The sequence below is a fragment of the Desulfarculaceae bacterium genome, from assembly GCA_020444545.1.
Classification (GTDB): domain Bacteria; phylum Desulfobacterota; class Desulfarculia; order Desulfarculales; family Desulfarculaceae; genus Desulfoferula.
The window spans coordinates 919,042-936,354 of sequence record JAHLKT010000001.1 but is presented as its reverse complement, the minus strand read 5'-3'; the positions used below and the strand labels follow the sequence as shown (position 1 = coordinate 936,354).

13 protein-coding genes and 1 other annotated feature are annotated in these 17,313 nt (G+C 58.0%); of the genes, 10 read left to right on the top strand and 3 right to left on the bottom strand.

Features of this window, described 5'->3' with window-relative positions; all coding sequences use genetic code 11:
• Positions 1–195 precede the first annotated feature (195 nt).
• The 6 genes from KQH53_04390 to ggt all read left to right on the top strand — a co-directional run bounded on the left by KQH53_04390 (position 196) and on the right by ggt (position 8,450).
• Positions 196–612: a DUF3842 family protein gene (locus KQH53_04390; GenBank protein ID MCB2225896.1), complete on the top strand. Its 417-nt coding sequence runs from the start codon at positions 196–198 to the stop codon at positions 610–612.
• A complete protein-coding gene (locus KQH53_04385) occupies positions 605–799 on the top strand; it encodes a CooT family nickel-binding protein (protein ID MCB2225895.1) in 195 nt (64 codons plus the stop codon). The genes KQH53_04390 and KQH53_04385 overlap by 8 nt, the downstream gene beginning before the upstream one ends.
• 813 nt (positions 800–1,612) lie before the next feature.
• Positions 1,613–3,316 (top strand): sigma 54-interacting transcriptional regulator, encoded by a 1,704-nt coding sequence (locus KQH53_04380; protein MCB2225894.1) that lies wholly within the window; start codon positions 1,613–1,615, stop codon positions 3,314–3,316.
• Positions 3,317–3,743: 427 nt separating this feature from the next.
• A complete protein-coding gene (locus KQH53_04375; protein ID MCB2225893.1) occupies positions 3,744–4,721 on the top strand; it encodes a TAXI family TRAP transporter solute-binding subunit in 978 nt (325 codons plus the stop codon).
• Positions 4,722–4,955: 234 nt separating this feature from the next.
• The gene (locus tag KQH53_04370) at positions 4,956–6,806 is read left to right on the top strand and encodes a TRAP transporter permease (GenBank protein ID MCB2225892.1); all 1,851 of its coding nucleotides are present in this window, start codon (positions 4,956–4,958) and stop codon (positions 6,804–6,806) included.
• 24 nt (positions 6,807–6,830) lie between these two features.
• Complete coding sequence (gene ggt, locus KQH53_04365; GenBank protein MCB2225891.1) at positions 6,831–8,450, top strand: gamma-glutamyltransferase; 1,620 nt, start codon at positions 6,831–6,833, stop codon at positions 8,448–8,450.
• A 97-nt stretch (positions 8,451–8,547) separates the two neighbouring features.
• Here ggt and KQH53_04360 read toward each other — a convergent pair whose 3' ends face one another.
• From KQH53_04360 to KQH53_04350, 3 genes are read right to left on the bottom strand one after another with little or no spacing between them, the layout of a single operon-like run.
• The gene (locus KQH53_04360) at positions 8,548–9,276 is read right to left on the bottom strand and encodes a FadR family transcriptional regulator (GenBank protein MCB2225890.1); all 729 of its coding nucleotides are present in this window, start codon (positions 9,274–9,276) and stop codon (positions 8,548–8,550) included.
• A 19-nt stretch (positions 9,277–9,295) separates the two neighbouring features.
• On the bottom strand, positions 9,296–9,466 hold the full coding sequence (locus KQH53_04355; protein ID MCB2225889.1) for a hypothetical protein: 171 nt from the start codon (positions 9,464–9,466) through the stop codon (positions 9,296–9,298).
• A 25-nt stretch (positions 9,467–9,491) separates the two neighbouring features.
• Positions 9,492–11,045, bottom strand: coding sequence for an L-lactate permease (locus KQH53_04350; protein ID MCB2225888.1), 1,554 nt, complete (start codon positions 11,043–11,045; stop codon positions 9,492–9,494).
• Positions 11,046–11,333: 288 nt separating this feature from the next.
• Between KQH53_04350 and KQH53_04345 the strand changes: the two genes are divergently transcribed.
• The 4 genes from KQH53_04345 to KQH53_04330 all read left to right on the top strand — a co-directional run bounded on the left by KQH53_04345 (position 11,334) and on the right by KQH53_04330 (position 17,179).
• Positions 11,334–11,909, top strand: coding sequence for a sigma-70 family RNA polymerase sigma factor (locus KQH53_04345; protein ID MCB2225887.1), 576 nt, complete (start codon positions 11,334–11,336; stop codon positions 11,907–11,909).
• Between the two features lie 106 nt (positions 11,910–12,015).
• Positions 12,016–12,132: a sequence feature (AL1L pseudoknot), on the bottom strand.
• Between the two features lie 485 nt (positions 12,133–12,617).
• Positions 12,618–13,379 carry a GntR family transcriptional regulator gene (locus KQH53_04340; protein MCB2225886.1) on the top strand — a complete coding sequence of 254 codons (762 nt, stop codon included), beginning with the start codon at positions 12,618–12,620 and terminating at the stop codon, positions 13,377–13,379.
• An 822-nt stretch (positions 13,380–14,201) separates the two neighbouring features.
• Complete coding sequence (locus tag KQH53_04335; protein MCB2225885.1) at positions 14,202–15,272, top strand: TRAP transporter substrate-binding protein; 1,071 nt, start codon at positions 14,202–14,204, stop codon at positions 15,270–15,272.
• 11 nt (positions 15,273–15,283) lie between these two features.
• On the top strand, positions 15,284–17,179 hold the full coding sequence (locus KQH53_04330; GenBank protein MCB2225884.1) for a TRAP transporter large permease subunit: 1,896 nt from the start codon (positions 15,284–15,286) through the stop codon (positions 17,177–17,179).
• The last annotated feature ends 134 nt before the right edge of the window (positions 17,180–17,313 follow it).

Below are 17,313 nucleotides of genomic sequence, written 5' to 3'. Positions count from 1 at the left end.
ACTAGGGTGGGTTTTGATATAAATTAATAATCGAGCGTGGGTGGCATACTCATTCTAGGAAAGGATGGCCGCCGCCCCACTGCCCATAAAATCAGGTAGGTGTAGGAAGAGACCGTCAACGGTCCCTGGTCGCCAGAAGGCGCGGGACGTGGGCGGTTTTTGTTTTGGGGCGTGGGGAAAGGCGAAGAGGTTGCCATGGTCGTGGCGGTGGTGGACGGACAAGGTGGCGGAATCGGCAGCGCGATCATCCAGGTCATGCGCCGGCGCTTGGGCCCTGACATCGAAGTTTGGGCCCTGGGCACCAATGCCGTGGCCACTGCCCAGATGATGCGGGCGGGAGCCAACAAGGGCGCCACTGGCGAGCAGGCGGTCATTCGCGGCGTGGCCAGGGCCCAGGTGATCCTGGGGCCTATCAGCATCGTGCTGGCCCGCTCCTTCATGGGAGAGGTCACCCCAGCCACGGCCGCGGCGGTGGCCGGTTCGTTCGCCCGCAAGCTGCTGCTGCCTCTGACCCAGGAGAACGTGGAGGTGGTGGGAGTGCAAAAGCAGCCGCTGCCCCACCACGTTGAGGCATTGATGGATAAATTACAGGAGGTGCAGGCCAATGTGTGAAGCGGACGCTTACATGGTGAGCAACGGCCAAGAGGACATGATCATGCCAGCCGTGGACTTGGTTAAGCCCGAGGGCGAGGACCAGTGGCATCTGGTGAGCATCTACGGCGAGCAAAAGACCCTGCGGGCTCGTTTGCATAGTTTGCCCCTGGGCCAGCATAAGCTGCTGTTCGCCCCGATTGACTGAGAGCGGCCCTGGGTCCCGGCCTCGTTGGGCCTAGTCCACGGCATGGGGCTGAGGAACTCGCCCTTTGGCGGGTGCGGCCAGATGTGCCCGAAATTGGATTCAGGAGCACCAGCGGACCCATGGCAGACGACCAAATTGTATTAATGGTGCGGGGTTTCCATTAAAAGCCTGACAAAGGCTTCGGTGAAAATTGTCGGCTAAAAGTTGAACTTGGGCCGCCCACCAAGGATTTGCTCTTGCAAGTCCTCTCATAACTCTTCCGACACCGGTGTACCGTCTGAGTAAGGCGGTAGGTGGGTTCGATTCCCATGCACTTCCGCCACAATGATTTCAGCATGTTACGCGAGTAGCATCGATAAGGCCCGCTCCCGAAAGGGGGCGGGCTTTGTTATGGGGCGGGTCGTACCCCACGTGTACCCCACAGCCGGGAGGATGGAAGGGCCTTGGCGGTCGGGGGATCTACCCTCCCAGGATTGATCAGGTCGGGTTGCCGTCAAATCATCCCAAGATGACAGGTGAATAGGAAACAGCCTGATATCGCCAAGTAAAACATGGATATTTAATAAAAATGCTTGGTTGATCGACGAGGTTTAAATAAGAGGGTATGTTTACTATAACGAGGATATTAAGATGCTTAGCGCGTTTTCAATGAATACGCCCATTATAATTAGGTTATTACGCTCTGCGAACGTCTTCGGGCTGGCGATAGGACAAACGGCTTTAGGCCACCTGGTTGGCCCCCTGTCTTTCCGGGTCGGATCAAGTCTGAACCGGTAAATGATTCAAAATTCATTACTACAAATATTGGAAGCAGTGCCCGAAGGCATAACGGTGGTTAACCGTGACGGCAAGATATTGTATTACAACCAGGCGGCACGGAAGGTCACGGGGATGCTGGAAGAGGATTTGATCGGCCGCCAAATTGCCGACATCGATCCCGAGGCCTGGAAAGGCACCCGCCAGATAATTAATTCCGGCCGGGCCCTTTTGAATCAAAAGGTGTTGTTTGGCGAGAACACCTTCATTGTCAGTAGATCGCCTGTTTGCCAAGACGGGGAGGTGGCAAGCGTTGTCAGTGTGTTCCGGGACATGTCGGAATATGAAAATATGGCCCGGGAACTGACTGCCTACAAAGAGCTCTCCGAACAGCTCGACGTGATCATCGAGTCCTCGCACGATGGCCTGTGGATCACCGATGCCAACGGCATAGTGGTCAAGGTCAACGCCGCCTCGGCCAAACGGCTTGGCCTGCCGGCCGAGTCCCTGGTGGGCTGCGATGTGCAACGGCTGGTGGATGAGGGGTATTTTGACCGCTCCGCCACCTTGGAGGTGCTAAAAAACCATTCGTCCATCACCTTCACCCAGAACATGCGCGACGGGGGGCAATGTCTGGTCACCGGTAATCCGGTTTTCAATGAAAAAGGCGAGCTGCGGTTAGTGGTGATAAACGACCGGGATCTGACCGCGATCAAAAAGCTTCAGGATGAGTTGGAGGAAAGCCGGGCCTACACCCAACACTACCGCTACGAACTGGTCCGCTCGCAGATCACCCGGGAGTTGGATTCTCAGCTGGTGGTGCGCAGCGCCCCCATGCGGCGGGTCCTGGAAACAGCCATGCGGGTAGCCCGCACTGAATCCAGCGTGCTAATCCAGGGCGAATCCGGGGTGGGCAAGGGGTTGGTAGCCAAGGTGATCCATGAGGCGTCCGCGCGGCGCAAGGAGCCCATGGTCCGGGTGGATTGCGGCGCCATCCCCCCCTCGCTAATCGAGGCCGAGCTCTTTGGTTATGAGGGGGGCGCTTTCACCGGGGCCTTGGATGCGGGTAAGCCCGGCTACTTTGAAATAGCACGGGGTGGGACCCTGTTTCTGGACGAAGTGGGGGAGCTGCCCCTGAATGTCCAGGCCAAACTGCTGCGTTTTTTGGATGATAAAGAGGTGGTGCGGGTGGGCTCCACCAAGCCCCTCATCGTGGACGTGCGCGTACTGGCCGCCACCCACCGCAACCTCCAGGAAATGGTGGCCGAGGGATCCTTCCGTAAAGACCTTTTTTTCCGCCTGAGCGTGGTGCCTCTTTCAATTCCTCCCCTGCGGGAAAGGGCGGACGACGTCCCTCCGCTGGTCACCTTTTTCTTGCGCCGTCTGGAAAAACAAAACGCCACCCCCAAAACCATGGCCCCGGCTGTGCTGGAACGCCTGCGGCACTACAGTTTCCCCGGCAATATACGTGAGCTGGCCAATCTGGTGGAGCAGTTGGTGGTTCTGAATCCGGACCCCGTGATCGAGCTGCATCATTTGCCCGAGGCCATCCGCGACTCTGAGTTCATCCCCACGGATTCCGGGCCGCTTGAGGACAACTTGAACCTGGCTCAGGCTGTGAAAAATGTTGAAATGCAGCTTATCAAAAGGGCCCTAAAGGTCTATGGCAGCCAGCGCAGGGCCGCCAAGCATCTGGGGGTCAGCCATGCGACCATAAGCCGTAAAATCTCTCAATTTAATATGATCGTTACAGAACGGTAACTGCGTTACACTATTTGACCACATACATATCGTCCCTGTATTTTTGCAATTTATCCGCTATGTTACAAATTTGTTTGCCCTGTGTTGCGTATGTGTAACGCTCGCTTCCCCGCCCGCTTATTTTGTCCAGTCATTTCCATACGTTAATCTTGGCACCGAATTTGCTTAGTTTGCGGTAAAAGTTTGGCTGGAATCTATCCTCCAAGACTTAGCAACGGGCAAGCGCGTTGCAGAGGGCTAAAACCCCAACGCGTGCCATGCCGCATTTGGAGCGGGTTGCCCGGCGTGCCGTGTCGGCGGCGAACCATTTGTCGTTCTGGGATAGGTTAACTGTCTAATTTACATAAAGAAATGCATGAATTGCATACTAGGCAGTCATAAAAAACGTGTGGACAACTAAACCTTGCATTAAGGAGTGAGCTAAGCAATGAAGCTGCGAAAATCGATGTGTCTGTTGGTATTGGTGGGCCTGGTTGCGATGGGCCTGAGTATTGCCCCGCCCGCCCTCGCGAAAACCAGGATGATGTTCGCCACCGGGCCCTCCACCGGTGGCTGGTATCCCACCGGCGCCAGGATCGCCGAAGTGATCATGAAGGGAAACCCCAACCTGGACGTCACCGTGGTGGAAGGTGGCGCCACGGGCAACCTGCGTGATGTGAACAGCAACCAAGCCCAGATTGGCTATACCTTCTCAAGCAGCTTTGAGCAGGCCCTTCGAGGCATGAAGCCCTTCAGAGGCAAATTGACGAAAGTTGCCGGCTTCCTCACTCTGTACAAGAGCCATTATCAGGCTTTCACCAAAGCCTCCTCCTCGATTAAATCCTTCGCCGGCCTCGACGGTAAAAGCATCGCTCCCGGCGTCAGAAACTGGGGGGGCGAGTTGCTCACCAGAGCCGTGCTGGCCGCCTATGGCTTGAACTACGACAAAATCAAGGACGATGGCGGCAAGGTCAATTTCGTGGGCTATTCCGACATGGCCATGCTCATGCGCGACAACCACGTTGCCGCCTGCATGATTTTGAGCGCCGCGCCCTCGGCCATGCTCATGGACCTCATGGCCACCCACGAAATCCGCTTCCTGCAGATCGACAAGAAGCACGCCGAAGAGATCATGGCCAAGAATCCCGGCTTCACCTACGACCAGATTCCGGCCAATACCTACAAGCAGCAGGACAAACCGGTTGATACCCTGGCCGTGTACACCATCACCATGGTCAACAAGGACCTGCCGGTGGAAACGGTTTACGGCATGACCAAGGCGGTCATGGAAAACCTGGACGAGGTGCACAAGGCTCACCCGGTGGTGCGTTACCTGACCAAGGAAACCGCCTTGGAGGGCTTTGACCTTAAAAACGTGCACCCCGGAGTCATTAAATACTTTAAAGAAATCGGCGTGATCAAATAATCCATGATCCAAGCTTGGAGGCCGGTCCCGCCGGCCTCCAAGCTTCTTCGCTCAGTATCATGCGGCACGGAATAACCACGTAGCACCACCATCTACCTTAAGAAAGTAACCGAAGTGGACGCCGACATTAAACCCCAGGATGCAAAACCGAAGCTTCCAAGCAGCATTGAAAAAGTCATCTTAGACAAGGACCTGTCCATCAAGGACAGGCTACGCCTTGGGCTTCCCGCCATTGTGGCGATCGCCTGGGCGTTTTTCCATGTTTACACATCCTATTTCGGGATCCTTGAGGCTTGGCTCCACCGGGCGATCACTTTCACTTTCTGCGCCACCCTGGCCTTTCTGTATTTTCCGACCAAGGGAAGAAATTCAAACTCCCCCAAAAAATGGATTCTGCTCGTCTACGACAATATTTGGCTGGTGGCCACCCTGGCCCTGGGCGGCTACATGTACTTCGCTTATGAAGGCATTATCGACCGCCTGGGCATTCCCGACCTAAACGACCAGATCTTCGGTTGGATAGCCATAATCGTCACCCTTGAGATAACCCGGCGCACCGTGGGCAACGGGATGGCGATTCTGGCTTTGTGCTTTTTGCTATATGTGATATTCGGCCATTACATCCCGGGCCCCATGGGCATCCCCAAGATCAGTGAGATCAAGATCATCGACACCATGTTCAACTCCACCTTCGGAGTGTTCAGCATCATCCTGGGGGTGATGTCCACTTTCATCATGATTTTCGTAATCTTCGGCGCGTTCCTGATGCGTTCCGAGGCGGGCAAATTTTTCATCAACATTTCCTACGCGCTCACCGGCCACCGCATCGGCGGCCCCGCCAAGGTGTCGGTGGTGGCCAGCGGCTTCATGGGCATGGTCTCCGGCGCCGCTGCCTCCAACGTGGTGACCACCGGAACCTTCACCATCCCCCTGATGAAAAAGGTGGGCTACAGCCCGGAGTTCGCGGGGGCCGTGGAATCCGGCGCGTCCATGGGGGGGCAGTTCATGCCTCCCATCATGGGCACCGCCGCCTTTCTGATCGCCGAACACCTGCGTATGCCCTACATTGACCTGTGTCTTTACGCCCTCACCCCGGCTCTGCTGCACTTTTTGGCCATCGGAGTCATGGTCCACTTTGAGGCCCAGCGCCATCACATGGCGGTCATTCCCCGGGATCAGTTGGAAAACCCCTGGGACATTGTCAAAAGGCAAGGCCATTTGATCTTGCCGGTGTTCGTGATCATCTTCTTCCTGGTTTCCGGTTACACGCCTCAAAAAGCCGGTTTCTGGGCCATCCTCTCGGTGTTGGTGCTGACCGCGACAAAAAAACAAACCAGGATGAAGTGGACCACCATCCTCGCGGCCTTGGAGACCGGTGCCCGCAACGCCATCGGGATCACCGCGGTGTGCGCCTGCTCGGGCATAATCGTGGGCTCGGTGGTCATGACCGGCCTGGGCCTCAAACTCTCGCGCCTGGTGCTGGAGGCCTCGGCGGGCAATATCATGCTGGGGCTGTTCTTCATCATGATCGCCTCCATGATCCTGGGCATGGGCATGACTACCATTTCGGCCTATGTCATTTTGGGCGTGCTCGGGGTGCCGGCCCTGGAGCAGATGGGGGTGCATCCCCTGGCCGCCCACTTGTTCGTGTTCTACTTCGCCATCTTCTCCAACGTCACTCCTCCGGTTGCGGTGACCGCCTATGCCGCGGCCAGCGTATCGGGAGGCGATCCCTTAAAAACCGCATTGACCGGCTTCAAAGTGTGCATGGCCACGTTGTTGATACCCTACATGTTCGTCTTTTCCACCGGCATCTTGTTACAGGGCTCGCTGTGGGAAATAACCACCTCCATTTCCTTTGCCGTTGTGAGCGTCATCGCCCTTGCCTCCACCCTGCAGGGCTGGATCGTAGTGCGCCTGAACTTGATGACGCGCCTGATGGCCGGCGCCAGCGCGGTTATGTTGGTGGTGCCGTATTTCGCGGTGCAAGTGATCGGCTTGCTCCTGTTCGGATGCGTTTTGTTCATACAGCGCGCCAAAGGCCGCACCCCGCAACCCGGCAACCCGGCTCCGCAGGCCGGTTAATCGCAACTCACGAGGTTTGAAGCCATGCAATTCAACTACGACTTTATGCGCCGGCGCGAAGCTTTCGCCCAACGTTCGGTGACCATGGCCCCCAAGGCCATGGTGGCCTCCTCCCAGCAGCTCGCGACCCTGGCCGGCTACAAGATATTGGCCAAGGGGGGCAACGCGGTCGACGCTGCCGTGGCCATGGTGGCCACCCTCAACGTGGTGGAGCCCCACTCGGTGGGTATTGGGGGCGATGCCTTCGCCCTGATCAAACTGGCCGGGGAAGACAAGGTGATCGGCATGAACGCCAGCGGCCGGGCTCCGGCCAAGGCGGACATCGCCTGGTTCCGCAAGCAGGGCATGACCGAGATGCCCGGCAACGGCATCCTCACGGTGACCGTGCCGGGAGCCCTCATGGGCTGGGCCGAGGCCGTGGAGAAATACGGCCGCCTGAGCCTGGGAGAGGTGTTCGCCGACGCCATTCATTACGCCCGCGACGGCTTCCCGGTCACCGAGGTGATCTCAGGGGAGTGGCGCAACGCCCAGGCCAAGCTGGAGACCCAGCCCTCGGCGGCGGCCTACCTGGTGGACGGCAAGGCGCCCATGCCGGGCGAGGTTTTCAAAAATCCCGGCCTGGCCCGCACCTTTGAGACCATCGCCGAGCAGGGGGTGGGCGCCTTTTACGGCGGCAGCATCGGTCAGGCCATCGCGTCCTTCGCCAAAGACAACGGCGGCCTGTTGACCGTGGAAGACCTGGAGCGGCACACCACCTCGTGGGTTGAGCCCATTGCCAGCGATTACCGCGGATACACCGTGGTGGAGCTGCCCCCCAACGGCCAGGGCCTGGTGGCCCTGGAGATGCTCAACATCATGGAAGGCTACGATGTGAGGGGCATGGGGCACAACAGCCCGGAGTACATCCACCGGCTCATGGAGGCCAAGAAGATCGCCTTCAGGGACCGGGCCCGCTATATCACCGACCCCCAGTTCTCCGACATACCGGTTGAGCACCTGCTGTCCCCGGAATACGCCGAGGAGTGCCGCGGCCTGATCGATCCGGAGCGGGCCAAGCCCTTGAGCGCGCAGCCCCCGCTGCCCCAGGGCTCGGAAACGGTTTATGTGTGCGCCGTGGATCAGGACCGCAACGCCGTCTCCTTCATCAGCAGCATCTACGAGCATTTCGGCTCGGTGATGGTGGTGCCGGAAACGGGCATCGTCCTGCAAAACCGGGGATGCTCCTTCTCCCTGGACCCCAGCCATCCCAACCGCATCGAGCCGGGCAAGCGCACCATGCACACCATCATCCCGGCCATGCTGTTCAAGGAAGACCGCTTCCTGATGAGCTTCGGGGTCATGGGCGGCGACATGCAGCCCCAAGGCCACACCCAATTCCTGGTGAACCTGATCGACTTTGATATGAATCTCCAGGAAGCCGTGGACGCTCCGCGGGCCAGGCACATGAAGGATATGGAGATCTACTTGGAAGACGGCATCACCCAGGAAACCGCCGAGGTCCTGAGCGGCATGGGCCATCAGGTGACCCGGCAGGCCGCGGTCAACGCCGTGGGCGGGGGCCAGGCCATATTCCTGGACCGGGAGCAAGATACCTTGCTGGGGGCCTCGGACCGCAGAAAAGACGGCATGGCCCTGGGCTACTGATAAGCCTTTCCCATTGCTCGCGCCTCGGCCCCATGGGGCCGAGGCGTTTTTGTTGCGGGCGCGATTTGGCGGGGGCCCAAAGAACCGGGCGGGGGAGTCAGGCTCCTATCTGGTCGCTGATCAGCTTTTCGATGAACCGCAGGTGATCGGTCATGGCCTGAACGGCCTCCGAGGGGGAATGGCCTTTTATGGCCTTGACCAGGGCGGCGTGCCCCTTGGCCGAATGGCGCAGGCGGTCACGGCTTAGATAAACATCTTCCCGGCATACCTCCAAAATATCGTCGAACGCCGCCACCACCTTGATCAGCACGCTGTTGCCCGTGGCCTGGGCCACGAGCCGGTGGAAGCGCGCGTCCAGCTCTCCCCAACGGCTTGCGTCGTTCTTGAGGGCTCGTGCCCTTTGCTCGGCGACGATGCTCTCCAGCGCCTCTATGTCCTCCGCCGTGGCGTTTTGGGCGGCCAGGGAGGCGATCTGCGGCTCCACCAGGCGGCGGAATTCGAATATCTCGGCCAGCTTGCCCCGTTCTCCAGCGATGAAGCCGGCCAGCACCTCGCTTAGGGCCTGCTCCTCCCCCAGGACAACGTAAGTGCCGCTGCCCACCCGGCTGCGCAGTATTTTCTTCTCTTCCAGGGTCCGGATGGCCTCGCGCACCGTGTGGCGGGAGACCTTGAACACCTCGGCCAGCTCCCGCTCGGTGGGCAGGCGGTCTCCGGCCTTGAGCTTGCCCCCGTCGATCAGCCCTTGGATCTGCTGGACGATCAACTCATGCAGGCTCTTTTTCTTGACCGCCTTCAGTTCGTTGATGGCGTCGCGTCCCTGGACCATGGCGCCGACCTCCCAGGCTTTAGTCCGAAAACAATATGGCGGCCATTCCCAGGCAAAGCACCCCCAGCATCGCGTACATGGCCGGGTTCCAGGCGTGTTGGGCGGCCAGGTAGGCGCCAAAGGGAGCGGCCAGGATGGCCAGCAGGGACCATCCCTGCACCGTGCTTTTATGCTGCTTCAAGAAGCTCATAGCCCAATCTCTTTCGCTTAAGATACTAGCTGAACAGAGCACAAGCCAAGACGGTGAGCAAACCGAATATGGCGGTGATGATCAATCCATACATGATGGTGGCCTTCAGAACCGGGGCCTCTTTTCCGGCCAGGCCCACGGTGGAGCAGCCCACCAGTATCTTGGCCGGGGCGATCATGCTGCCCAAGGCGCCGCCGGTGGTCTGGGCGGCCAGGATGACCGCCACGTTGAGCCCGGCCAAGACGGCGGTCTGCTGTTGCAGCACCGCGAACACCACGTTGGAGTTGGTGTTGCTGCCGGTCATGAAGGCCCCCAGCAGCCCTATCCAAGGGGCGAAGAAGGGGAAAGCCCCGCCGAATACCAGGCTGATGCCTTCGGCCAGCAGGTAGATCATGCCGCATTGGTCCATGATGATGGCGAAACCCACCATGGATACGATGCCCAGACTGGTGGGCACCCCGCTCTTTACGGTTTGCTTGATGATTCGTTTAAAGGCGCCGTCGGTGTAGAACCCCCGCGAGCTGGAAAGCAGGAAGCTGATTATGGAGGCGTAAACCAACAGCGCCCCCCCATGGCCGAAGAGGCTTATCTTTTTACCGAAGCCCGCTTCCACCACCCAGCCGGCCGCGCTCTGCAGCTCGGGGAAGCTCATGACCAGCTTTACCTGATTGGCCAGGGAATGCAGCGGGCCGACCAGCTGCACCGCCAACACCACCACGATGAGGATGAAATAGGCCGACAAGGCCCAGCCCAGCCCCATCCCGGCCGCTTGCTCCGCCCCGCTATCGCCGTTGGAGCGGTAAAAAGGCAGGCGGGCCACCAGCAGGCAGGCCCCCAGGCCGGCGAGGCTGCCCCCAAAACCGCCCATGGTCCACATGTCGTTGGTGGCCAGGAGATACTGCACCCCGGCCATTACGGTGCCGATGATCAGCACCGCGGTCAGGCCGCGCAGGAGCGAGCGCCATCCTCCGTACACGTGGATGGAGGCCAGGCCGCAGAGATAGGCGGCCACGCCCAGGTACAGCGCGGACCAGGGAGCCAGGGCATCGACCCCCAGGCCGGTGACCGAGACCAGGGCCTGGAAGGAGGCGCCCATGGAGCCGAAGGTGACCGACCAACTGTGGGCAATGGCCGGCACCGCCACCGCCACCACCGGGGTGAAGCCCATGCCCGCCAGCAAGGGGGCCACCACGGCTATGGGTATGCCATAACCGGCCACCCCCTGAAGAAAGGAGCCGAAGACCCAACCGAATAAAAGCAGTTGCAGCACCTTGTCGCTGCTGAAGCGATGAATGCTGTTGCCTATCGCGCTGATGGCCCCGGTTTCCTTGACCACGTTGTAGAGCAGCAAAGCGGCCCAGATTATGTAGAGGACGTTTAGAGAGAGCAAAACGCTCTTCATCTGGGCATAGGCGATGATGCGCGGGCTGGCCCCAAAGGCCAGCAAGGAGACGACGAGCGCGGTGAACCAGCCGGCCACGCCGGCCTTTCCGCCGCCCCAATTGCGCCAGATCATCAGCACCAAAACCACCCCAATGGGTGAGAAAGCCAAGAGCCAAGTGATTAGTGTCGGTTTCATGTTGCCTGCGTTTTTTGATGAAAGGCCGCCAGGCCAATTATGATTGGTTGGACCAATTGTAATTGGGCGGGGGGGCCGTGTCAATCCTCGAGGTGCACGACGGCAGGGTGTCGCCTGCCCGGTGTGATCCGGCCCAGGTTTGCTTGGCACCCGGCCAAATCAGTAAATTGCTAAGGCGAATCCTCTCCGGCCTCAGCAACTTAGGTTTTGCCAAATCCTAGCCCCACGGGTAGACCTTGATTCAGGAAGGACGTCACTGCTGCTGCGACCCCCGGGGAGGGTGCTGTTGTGATTGATGAAGAGCTGATGCCGCCCGACTTTAGGGAGGTCTACCATCGGTATTACCAGCCGGTGCGTTCCTTCATCGCGGCCATGGTCCGCGACCAGTGGGCCGCCGACGACCTGGCCCAGGAGACCTTTCTCAGTGCCGAGCAGAACCTGGCCTCCCTCAAGGAGCCGGGCAAGCTGAAGCCCTGGCTCTACCGCATCGCCCGCAACAAGAGCCTGGATCACTTCCGCCGGGTGGCGGCCTCCCGCGAGCAGGCCGACGAGCGGGCCGGGGAGGGGGCCGACCCCGAGCAGCACCTGGTCCAGCTCCAGCTGGAGCGCGGCGAGATGAGCTCCTGCGTGCGGGAGAAGATCGACAAGCTGCCCGAGGCCTACCGCACGGTGCTGATCCTATTCGACCTGGCCGGCATGAGCCACCAGGAGGTGGCCGAGGTGCTGGAGGAAAAGGAGGGCACGGTCAAGGTGCGCCTGCACCGCGCCCGCAAGGCGCTCAAGGAAATCCTGGCGCGGGAGTGCGCCTTTGAGATGGACGAAAGGAACGTCCTGGTGTGCCTTCCCGTGGAGGACGACGCCTAGCCCAGCCCCAAAGCCGCTTCCCGCGCCTAACCTAATATGAGCAGCGATCATCGGCCTTCCGTGGGAATCGGCATGCAAAAATGCCCCAAGGCTCATAGCAGGTCGACAGGGCGATGGGCAGTACAGCGCAGATCGGCACGACCCCGTGAGCCTGGCACTGGGCGTATACGAAAGACACCATCATTTCGGTCGGCGGTGGAGCTCCGCCTGGGCGAAATATGCCGATGACTTGCGTAGTGTCTCGCTGGCCCGCCGAAGCTTCCAGTTTTCCCGCTCCAGCGGTTTGAGGCGCTCCCATGCACTTCAGACCCAATGATTACAAGTGGTTAGGCAAGATGTCTGGGCCCTTATGCTTTGGGGAAAGGCTGGGATAAACCCGGTTGAATGGGCCAGGACGCATTTGTAAAGAGTCCCGAAACGCAGGTATCAAGGGACCGTGTCTTGGAGGTACGGTCCCTAGGGGGTTGGGGTAGGATCAAATGAAGGCGTGAGCACTGATCGCTTTGTGCGGGGATGGCGTTATGACACAGCGGCTACGCCTTTGCGTAGGGAGCCGTTTAACACCAAAGCGTATCTTGGAAATGAATTTCTCATGCTGAAAAATGGGCAGATTGGTTCTAAGCTTATAAATTAACTTGGTAATTATGCTGTTGCGTGCTATGTTAAAAGCTTATAAGCACATTATCGTTCAGTGGCGGAGATATCCCGATGAATAAAGGGTCTTTTGTACCGTTGCATTTTCAACTGTTTAAGGAAATCAAGGACCAGATTGTTTCCGGCAAATTTGAGGCGGGAGATTTTTTAGGCACTGAAAAGTCGCTGATGGAGGAATATGGAGTCAGCTGCACGACTTTGAGGCGAGCCATGCAAAGCTTGGTGCAGTCTGGATACGTCTATCGAAAAGCGGGAAAAGGAACTTTTATACGGCGGGTAAATGCAGATGAAAACAGCAGCCCGCTGTACAGCTTTATAGAGGAAATGGAACTGCTTGGATTGAAGCCGAAGACCCACGTCCTGGCTATCAACACCATGAAGGCCAACGAACTGATCGCCCAGAAGCTGGAAGTATCCAAGTCAAGCACCGTCTATACTGTCAAAAAACTTTTGGAGACAAATTCAAGACCAATAGGCGTATGGGAAAGTTATTGGCAATACGATATTGGCGAGCGTTTGGCTAAGTATGATTTGAATCACAATTTATTTGATACGGTGGAAAATAAATTAAGAATTAGCTTGGGCGAAGCCGAGGCTGATTTCAAAGCAGCGCTTGCGACCCAAGAAGAAGCAAAATTGATTGGGATTGAAGAAAACAGCCCCATGCTAATAATGCTCAGAACCAACTATTCGGTCAGCGGACGTCCCATCCTTTTTGGCCGCACCGCCTACCGGGGAGACATATATAGTTTCCGCCTCAGAATGGTTCGCAGTGGCGGGATGTGGACCACCGGTATCAGAGAGTCTGGAAGCTAGGGTAGATCTGCTTCGATTGGTGTGGCGCCTATACACTGCTCTGCTGCTTAGGCCAGCCAAAGGCCTCCGACCGGACTCCCGGGACGAATCCATCTGGAGCGTGCCCACCAACCCCGGTGGACGTGTACGCTCGTGTCTCCCGGGACGCCTTGGAGATAAGTCCGTGCCCTTCCCAAGGCAGGAGAAACCCAATAGTGGCAGCGATCCCTGGAGCGGCCTCTTCAGTATTCACCATGGTAACCCGCTAAAACTGCTCCCCTAATCCCGAGAGAGTTGCAAATCAGGAGCAAAATATCTTGAGCCGTCAATGTGCTCCGGCAAGGCACTGGTTCAACCGGCTCCCGTTGGTTCTACATGTGGGCAAGGGGAAGCCGACAACTGATCCGCCATAATCTCGACAGGGTGTTTTCCAAACGCCTTCCGGTGCTCCCGCCAGGCAGCGTGCACCACCGATAACCCATTGTAATTTAATTTTAATTATAAACGACCGTATTGATTCAATTGGCTGGCTGCAAGCTTACTTCCTCTCGGCCTTCCGCTGGTGGGACGGGGGGCACGCGAGCCCATGCTGCTTGGGCCAAGCTGCCCCTTGCTTTGGGTCTCAGTGCGTAATTTATATGCATTGACATAAAAGCGCCGTGCGTGCTACTAGTGCCAAAAGTGCTTAAGTGCACTTAAACAAAACAGGGCGATTCCGGCGGGCGAAAGCTGTCTGTCTGAAAACCGCGTCTTTCTCTTGGCATCGTTTGGCTGAATTGCCGGGGGTCGGCGGAAGAGGGTCCGCGGAGCGGTGAGCCTGAAATAGCAACTGGAGGGTTAGGGATGAAAAAGACTGTCAGGGGTGTTGCGGTACTGCTGTGCGCTTTCGCCTTGGCGATGGTCTCGTCGACCATGGTTCAAGCCAGGAGCTCGCGAGTCATCGAGCTCAATTTTTCCAACTTCTACAGCTCGACCCACCTGGTTACCAAGGTGTTCGAAAAGTGGGCCGCCGAGGTTGCCAAGCGCACCAATGGCAAAGTCAAGATTACCTTCTTCAACGGCTCCAGCCTGGCCAAGATGCCCGAGGTCTACAACATGGTCAGGACCGGCTCGGCTGATATCGGCTCCTTTATCCCCACCTATCAGGCGGCGGTCTTCCCGGTGAGCTCGGCGGTGAACATCCCCTTCATGTTCCAAGGGCCGCGCCAAGGTGGCGCCGCCGTGTGGAGCTTTTATCAGAGCTCCCCGGAAATGAAGGCCGAGTACGCCAAAGTGAAACCCATAATGATGTTCACTGGTGACATCAAGAACATCCATACCACCGACAAACCGGTTAAAACCCTCAAGGACCTGGATGGGCTGCGTATCGGGTGCGGCGCCGGCCTGGACGTGAAGGTGCTGCAGGACCTGGGCGCGACCCCGGTGCAGAACGCCAGCCTTTCCAACACCTATCTCGCCTTGGAAAAGGGCACGGTGGATGGGGTCTACTATCCCTGGGCTATCCTCAAGTCTCTCAAAATGACGGATCTTCTTTCCTGCCATACCATCGCCAACATGGCCGTGGTGCCCGTTGCCGTCATCATGAACCTCAATACGTGGAAATCCCTTCCCCCCGAAGTTCAGAAGGTTTTTGAGGAGCTGGCGCACTCCGCTTCCGCGCTTTGCGGCGTCTCCTTGGAAAACTACAGCCAACGCATAGCCGAGGAGGAAGCGGCCCGCAACGAAGAGATTTACGTCCTGCCGCCTGCCGAACGGGCAAAATGGATCAATGCAGTCCAGCCCATTGCCAAAGATTGGCGGGAAATGGTCGCCAAGAAGGGGCTGAACGGCGACAAGATCATCGCCGAACTCAAGAAGGCGACCGCGAAGTACGAGAAGGCTGATTATCCTGCCGCTTCTTGGTGGAACAACTAGGGAAAATACAAATGCTCAACCACGTAGCGCACCTGCTCGAAAAGGGTGTCTACCCTTTGGCCACCGTCATCAATCGCATTGGGGCGGGACTGATACTGCTGTTCGTCGGCATCATCGCTACCGATGTTTGCATGCGGTACCTTCTGAACTACCCGATACCCGGTACCGTCGAGCTCACGGAATTCGTCTTACCTCTGGTGGTTTTCCTCTCGGTGGCCTATGCGGCCGTTGAACAGCGCCACGTGGGTATCGATCTCTTCTACGAACATCTCGGACCCCGTGCCCGCGCCATCGTCAACGTCTTCACCTCCACCTTGAGCGTATACATACTCAGCGTCATCACCTGGCGGCTGTTTGTCTACGGCATGGAGCAGTATGCCTCCGGCGAGGCTGGAGACATCCTGGGGCTGCCTCACTGGCCGGCCATAATGATCGGCGTGTTGGGGTGCGTGATCCTGGTTCTGGTGCTTATTACCCAAGCCTTAAGAGCCGTCGGCGAAGCGTTGCAATTCGGTCATGTCTGCCGCTACTGGACCGTGGTGGCAGGCGTGGCCGCATTGTTTTTCATTATGCTTCCTTGGCTCATGGATTCTTTTGAGCTGTATCTTTCCAACCTGGCCACGGGCCTGCTTTTCGTGGGCCTTATGTTGCTGCTCATGTTTCTGCGGATGCCGATTGCCTACTGCATGGCCATTACCGGCCTGCAGGGCCTTTGGTATCTGAAGGGAATTGCGAGCACCCTCCCGCTGGTGGGAATGGGCCCCTGGATGGCGGCCAGCGAATGGAATTTCGCCGTCATACCCGCCTTTATCCTAATGGGCATGTTCGCCTTCTATTCCGGGATCAGCAAGGACTTGTTCGATTCGGGATACAAGTGGCTCGGCCACCAGCCGGGAGGGTTGGCCCTGACCACCATCACCGCCTGTGGCGGGTTCGCGGCCATCTGCGGCTGCAGCACCACCACGGCCGCGACCATGTCCACCATTGCCCTGCCGGAAATGCGCAGGTTCAACTATAAGGACTCCCTGAGCGCCAGCACCATAGCGGCCGGCGGCACCTTGGGCATCCTTATACCTCCCAGCATCGGCTTTATGATCTACGGGGTCATGACCGAGCAATCCATCGGTGAGCTCTTTATGGCGGGCTTCATCCCCGGCTTGCTCCTCATGGCCCTTTTCCTCTCCTCCATATACGTCCGCTGCAAGATAAACCCGGCGCTGGGGCCCTGCGGCCCCGCCTTCAACCTCAAGCAGAAGATCCGCGGCCTGCGCAACACCTGGCAGATGTTGCTCCTGTTCATGGTGGTGATCGGCGGGTTGTACTTCGGGGTGTTCGGCCCCAACGAGGCGGGAGCCGTGGGAGCTATCGGCGCTCTTTTCATCGGTCTGATGTCGCGGCGGTTGTCCTGGGAAAAAATCAAGCTGTCATTGCTGGCCACGGGCGAACTGACGGCAATGATTTTCATGATTCTGATGTGCGTGAAGGTCTTGTCCTACTTTATCGCCCTGACCAAGATACCTTTCCTGCTGCCCAACCTAATCGTATCCTACAGTCTTTCTCCCTACTGGATCCTTCTCCTCATTCTCGTCCTTTACCTGATCCTGGGATGTTTGATGAACATCATCCCCATGATGATTCTCACCCTTCCGATCATTTATCCGGCGGTTATCCAGGCGGGTTTCGACCCCATCTGGTTCGGCGTGATGATGGTGATAATGATGGAAATGGGACAGATAACCCCGCCCGTGGGGATCAACGTTTTCGTCATATCAGGTTGTGCTCCAGACATTCCCATGGTGAAGATTTTCAAGGGAGTCATACCCTTCATATTGATGCAAATATTCATGATGATCGTTTTGACCATCTTCCCGCAAATCGCGACTTTCTTGCCGAACCTTATGAAGTGAAAGACGTGAAAGCCGATGCGCCTGGCCGCTGGCCGGGACACTTGGCGCTAGCCGGATCTTTCAACCACGAGCAAGAGATCGCTTGGCGGCAAACATCTGAGACCGACCAAGACTCGTTAATACATCCTGTTGGA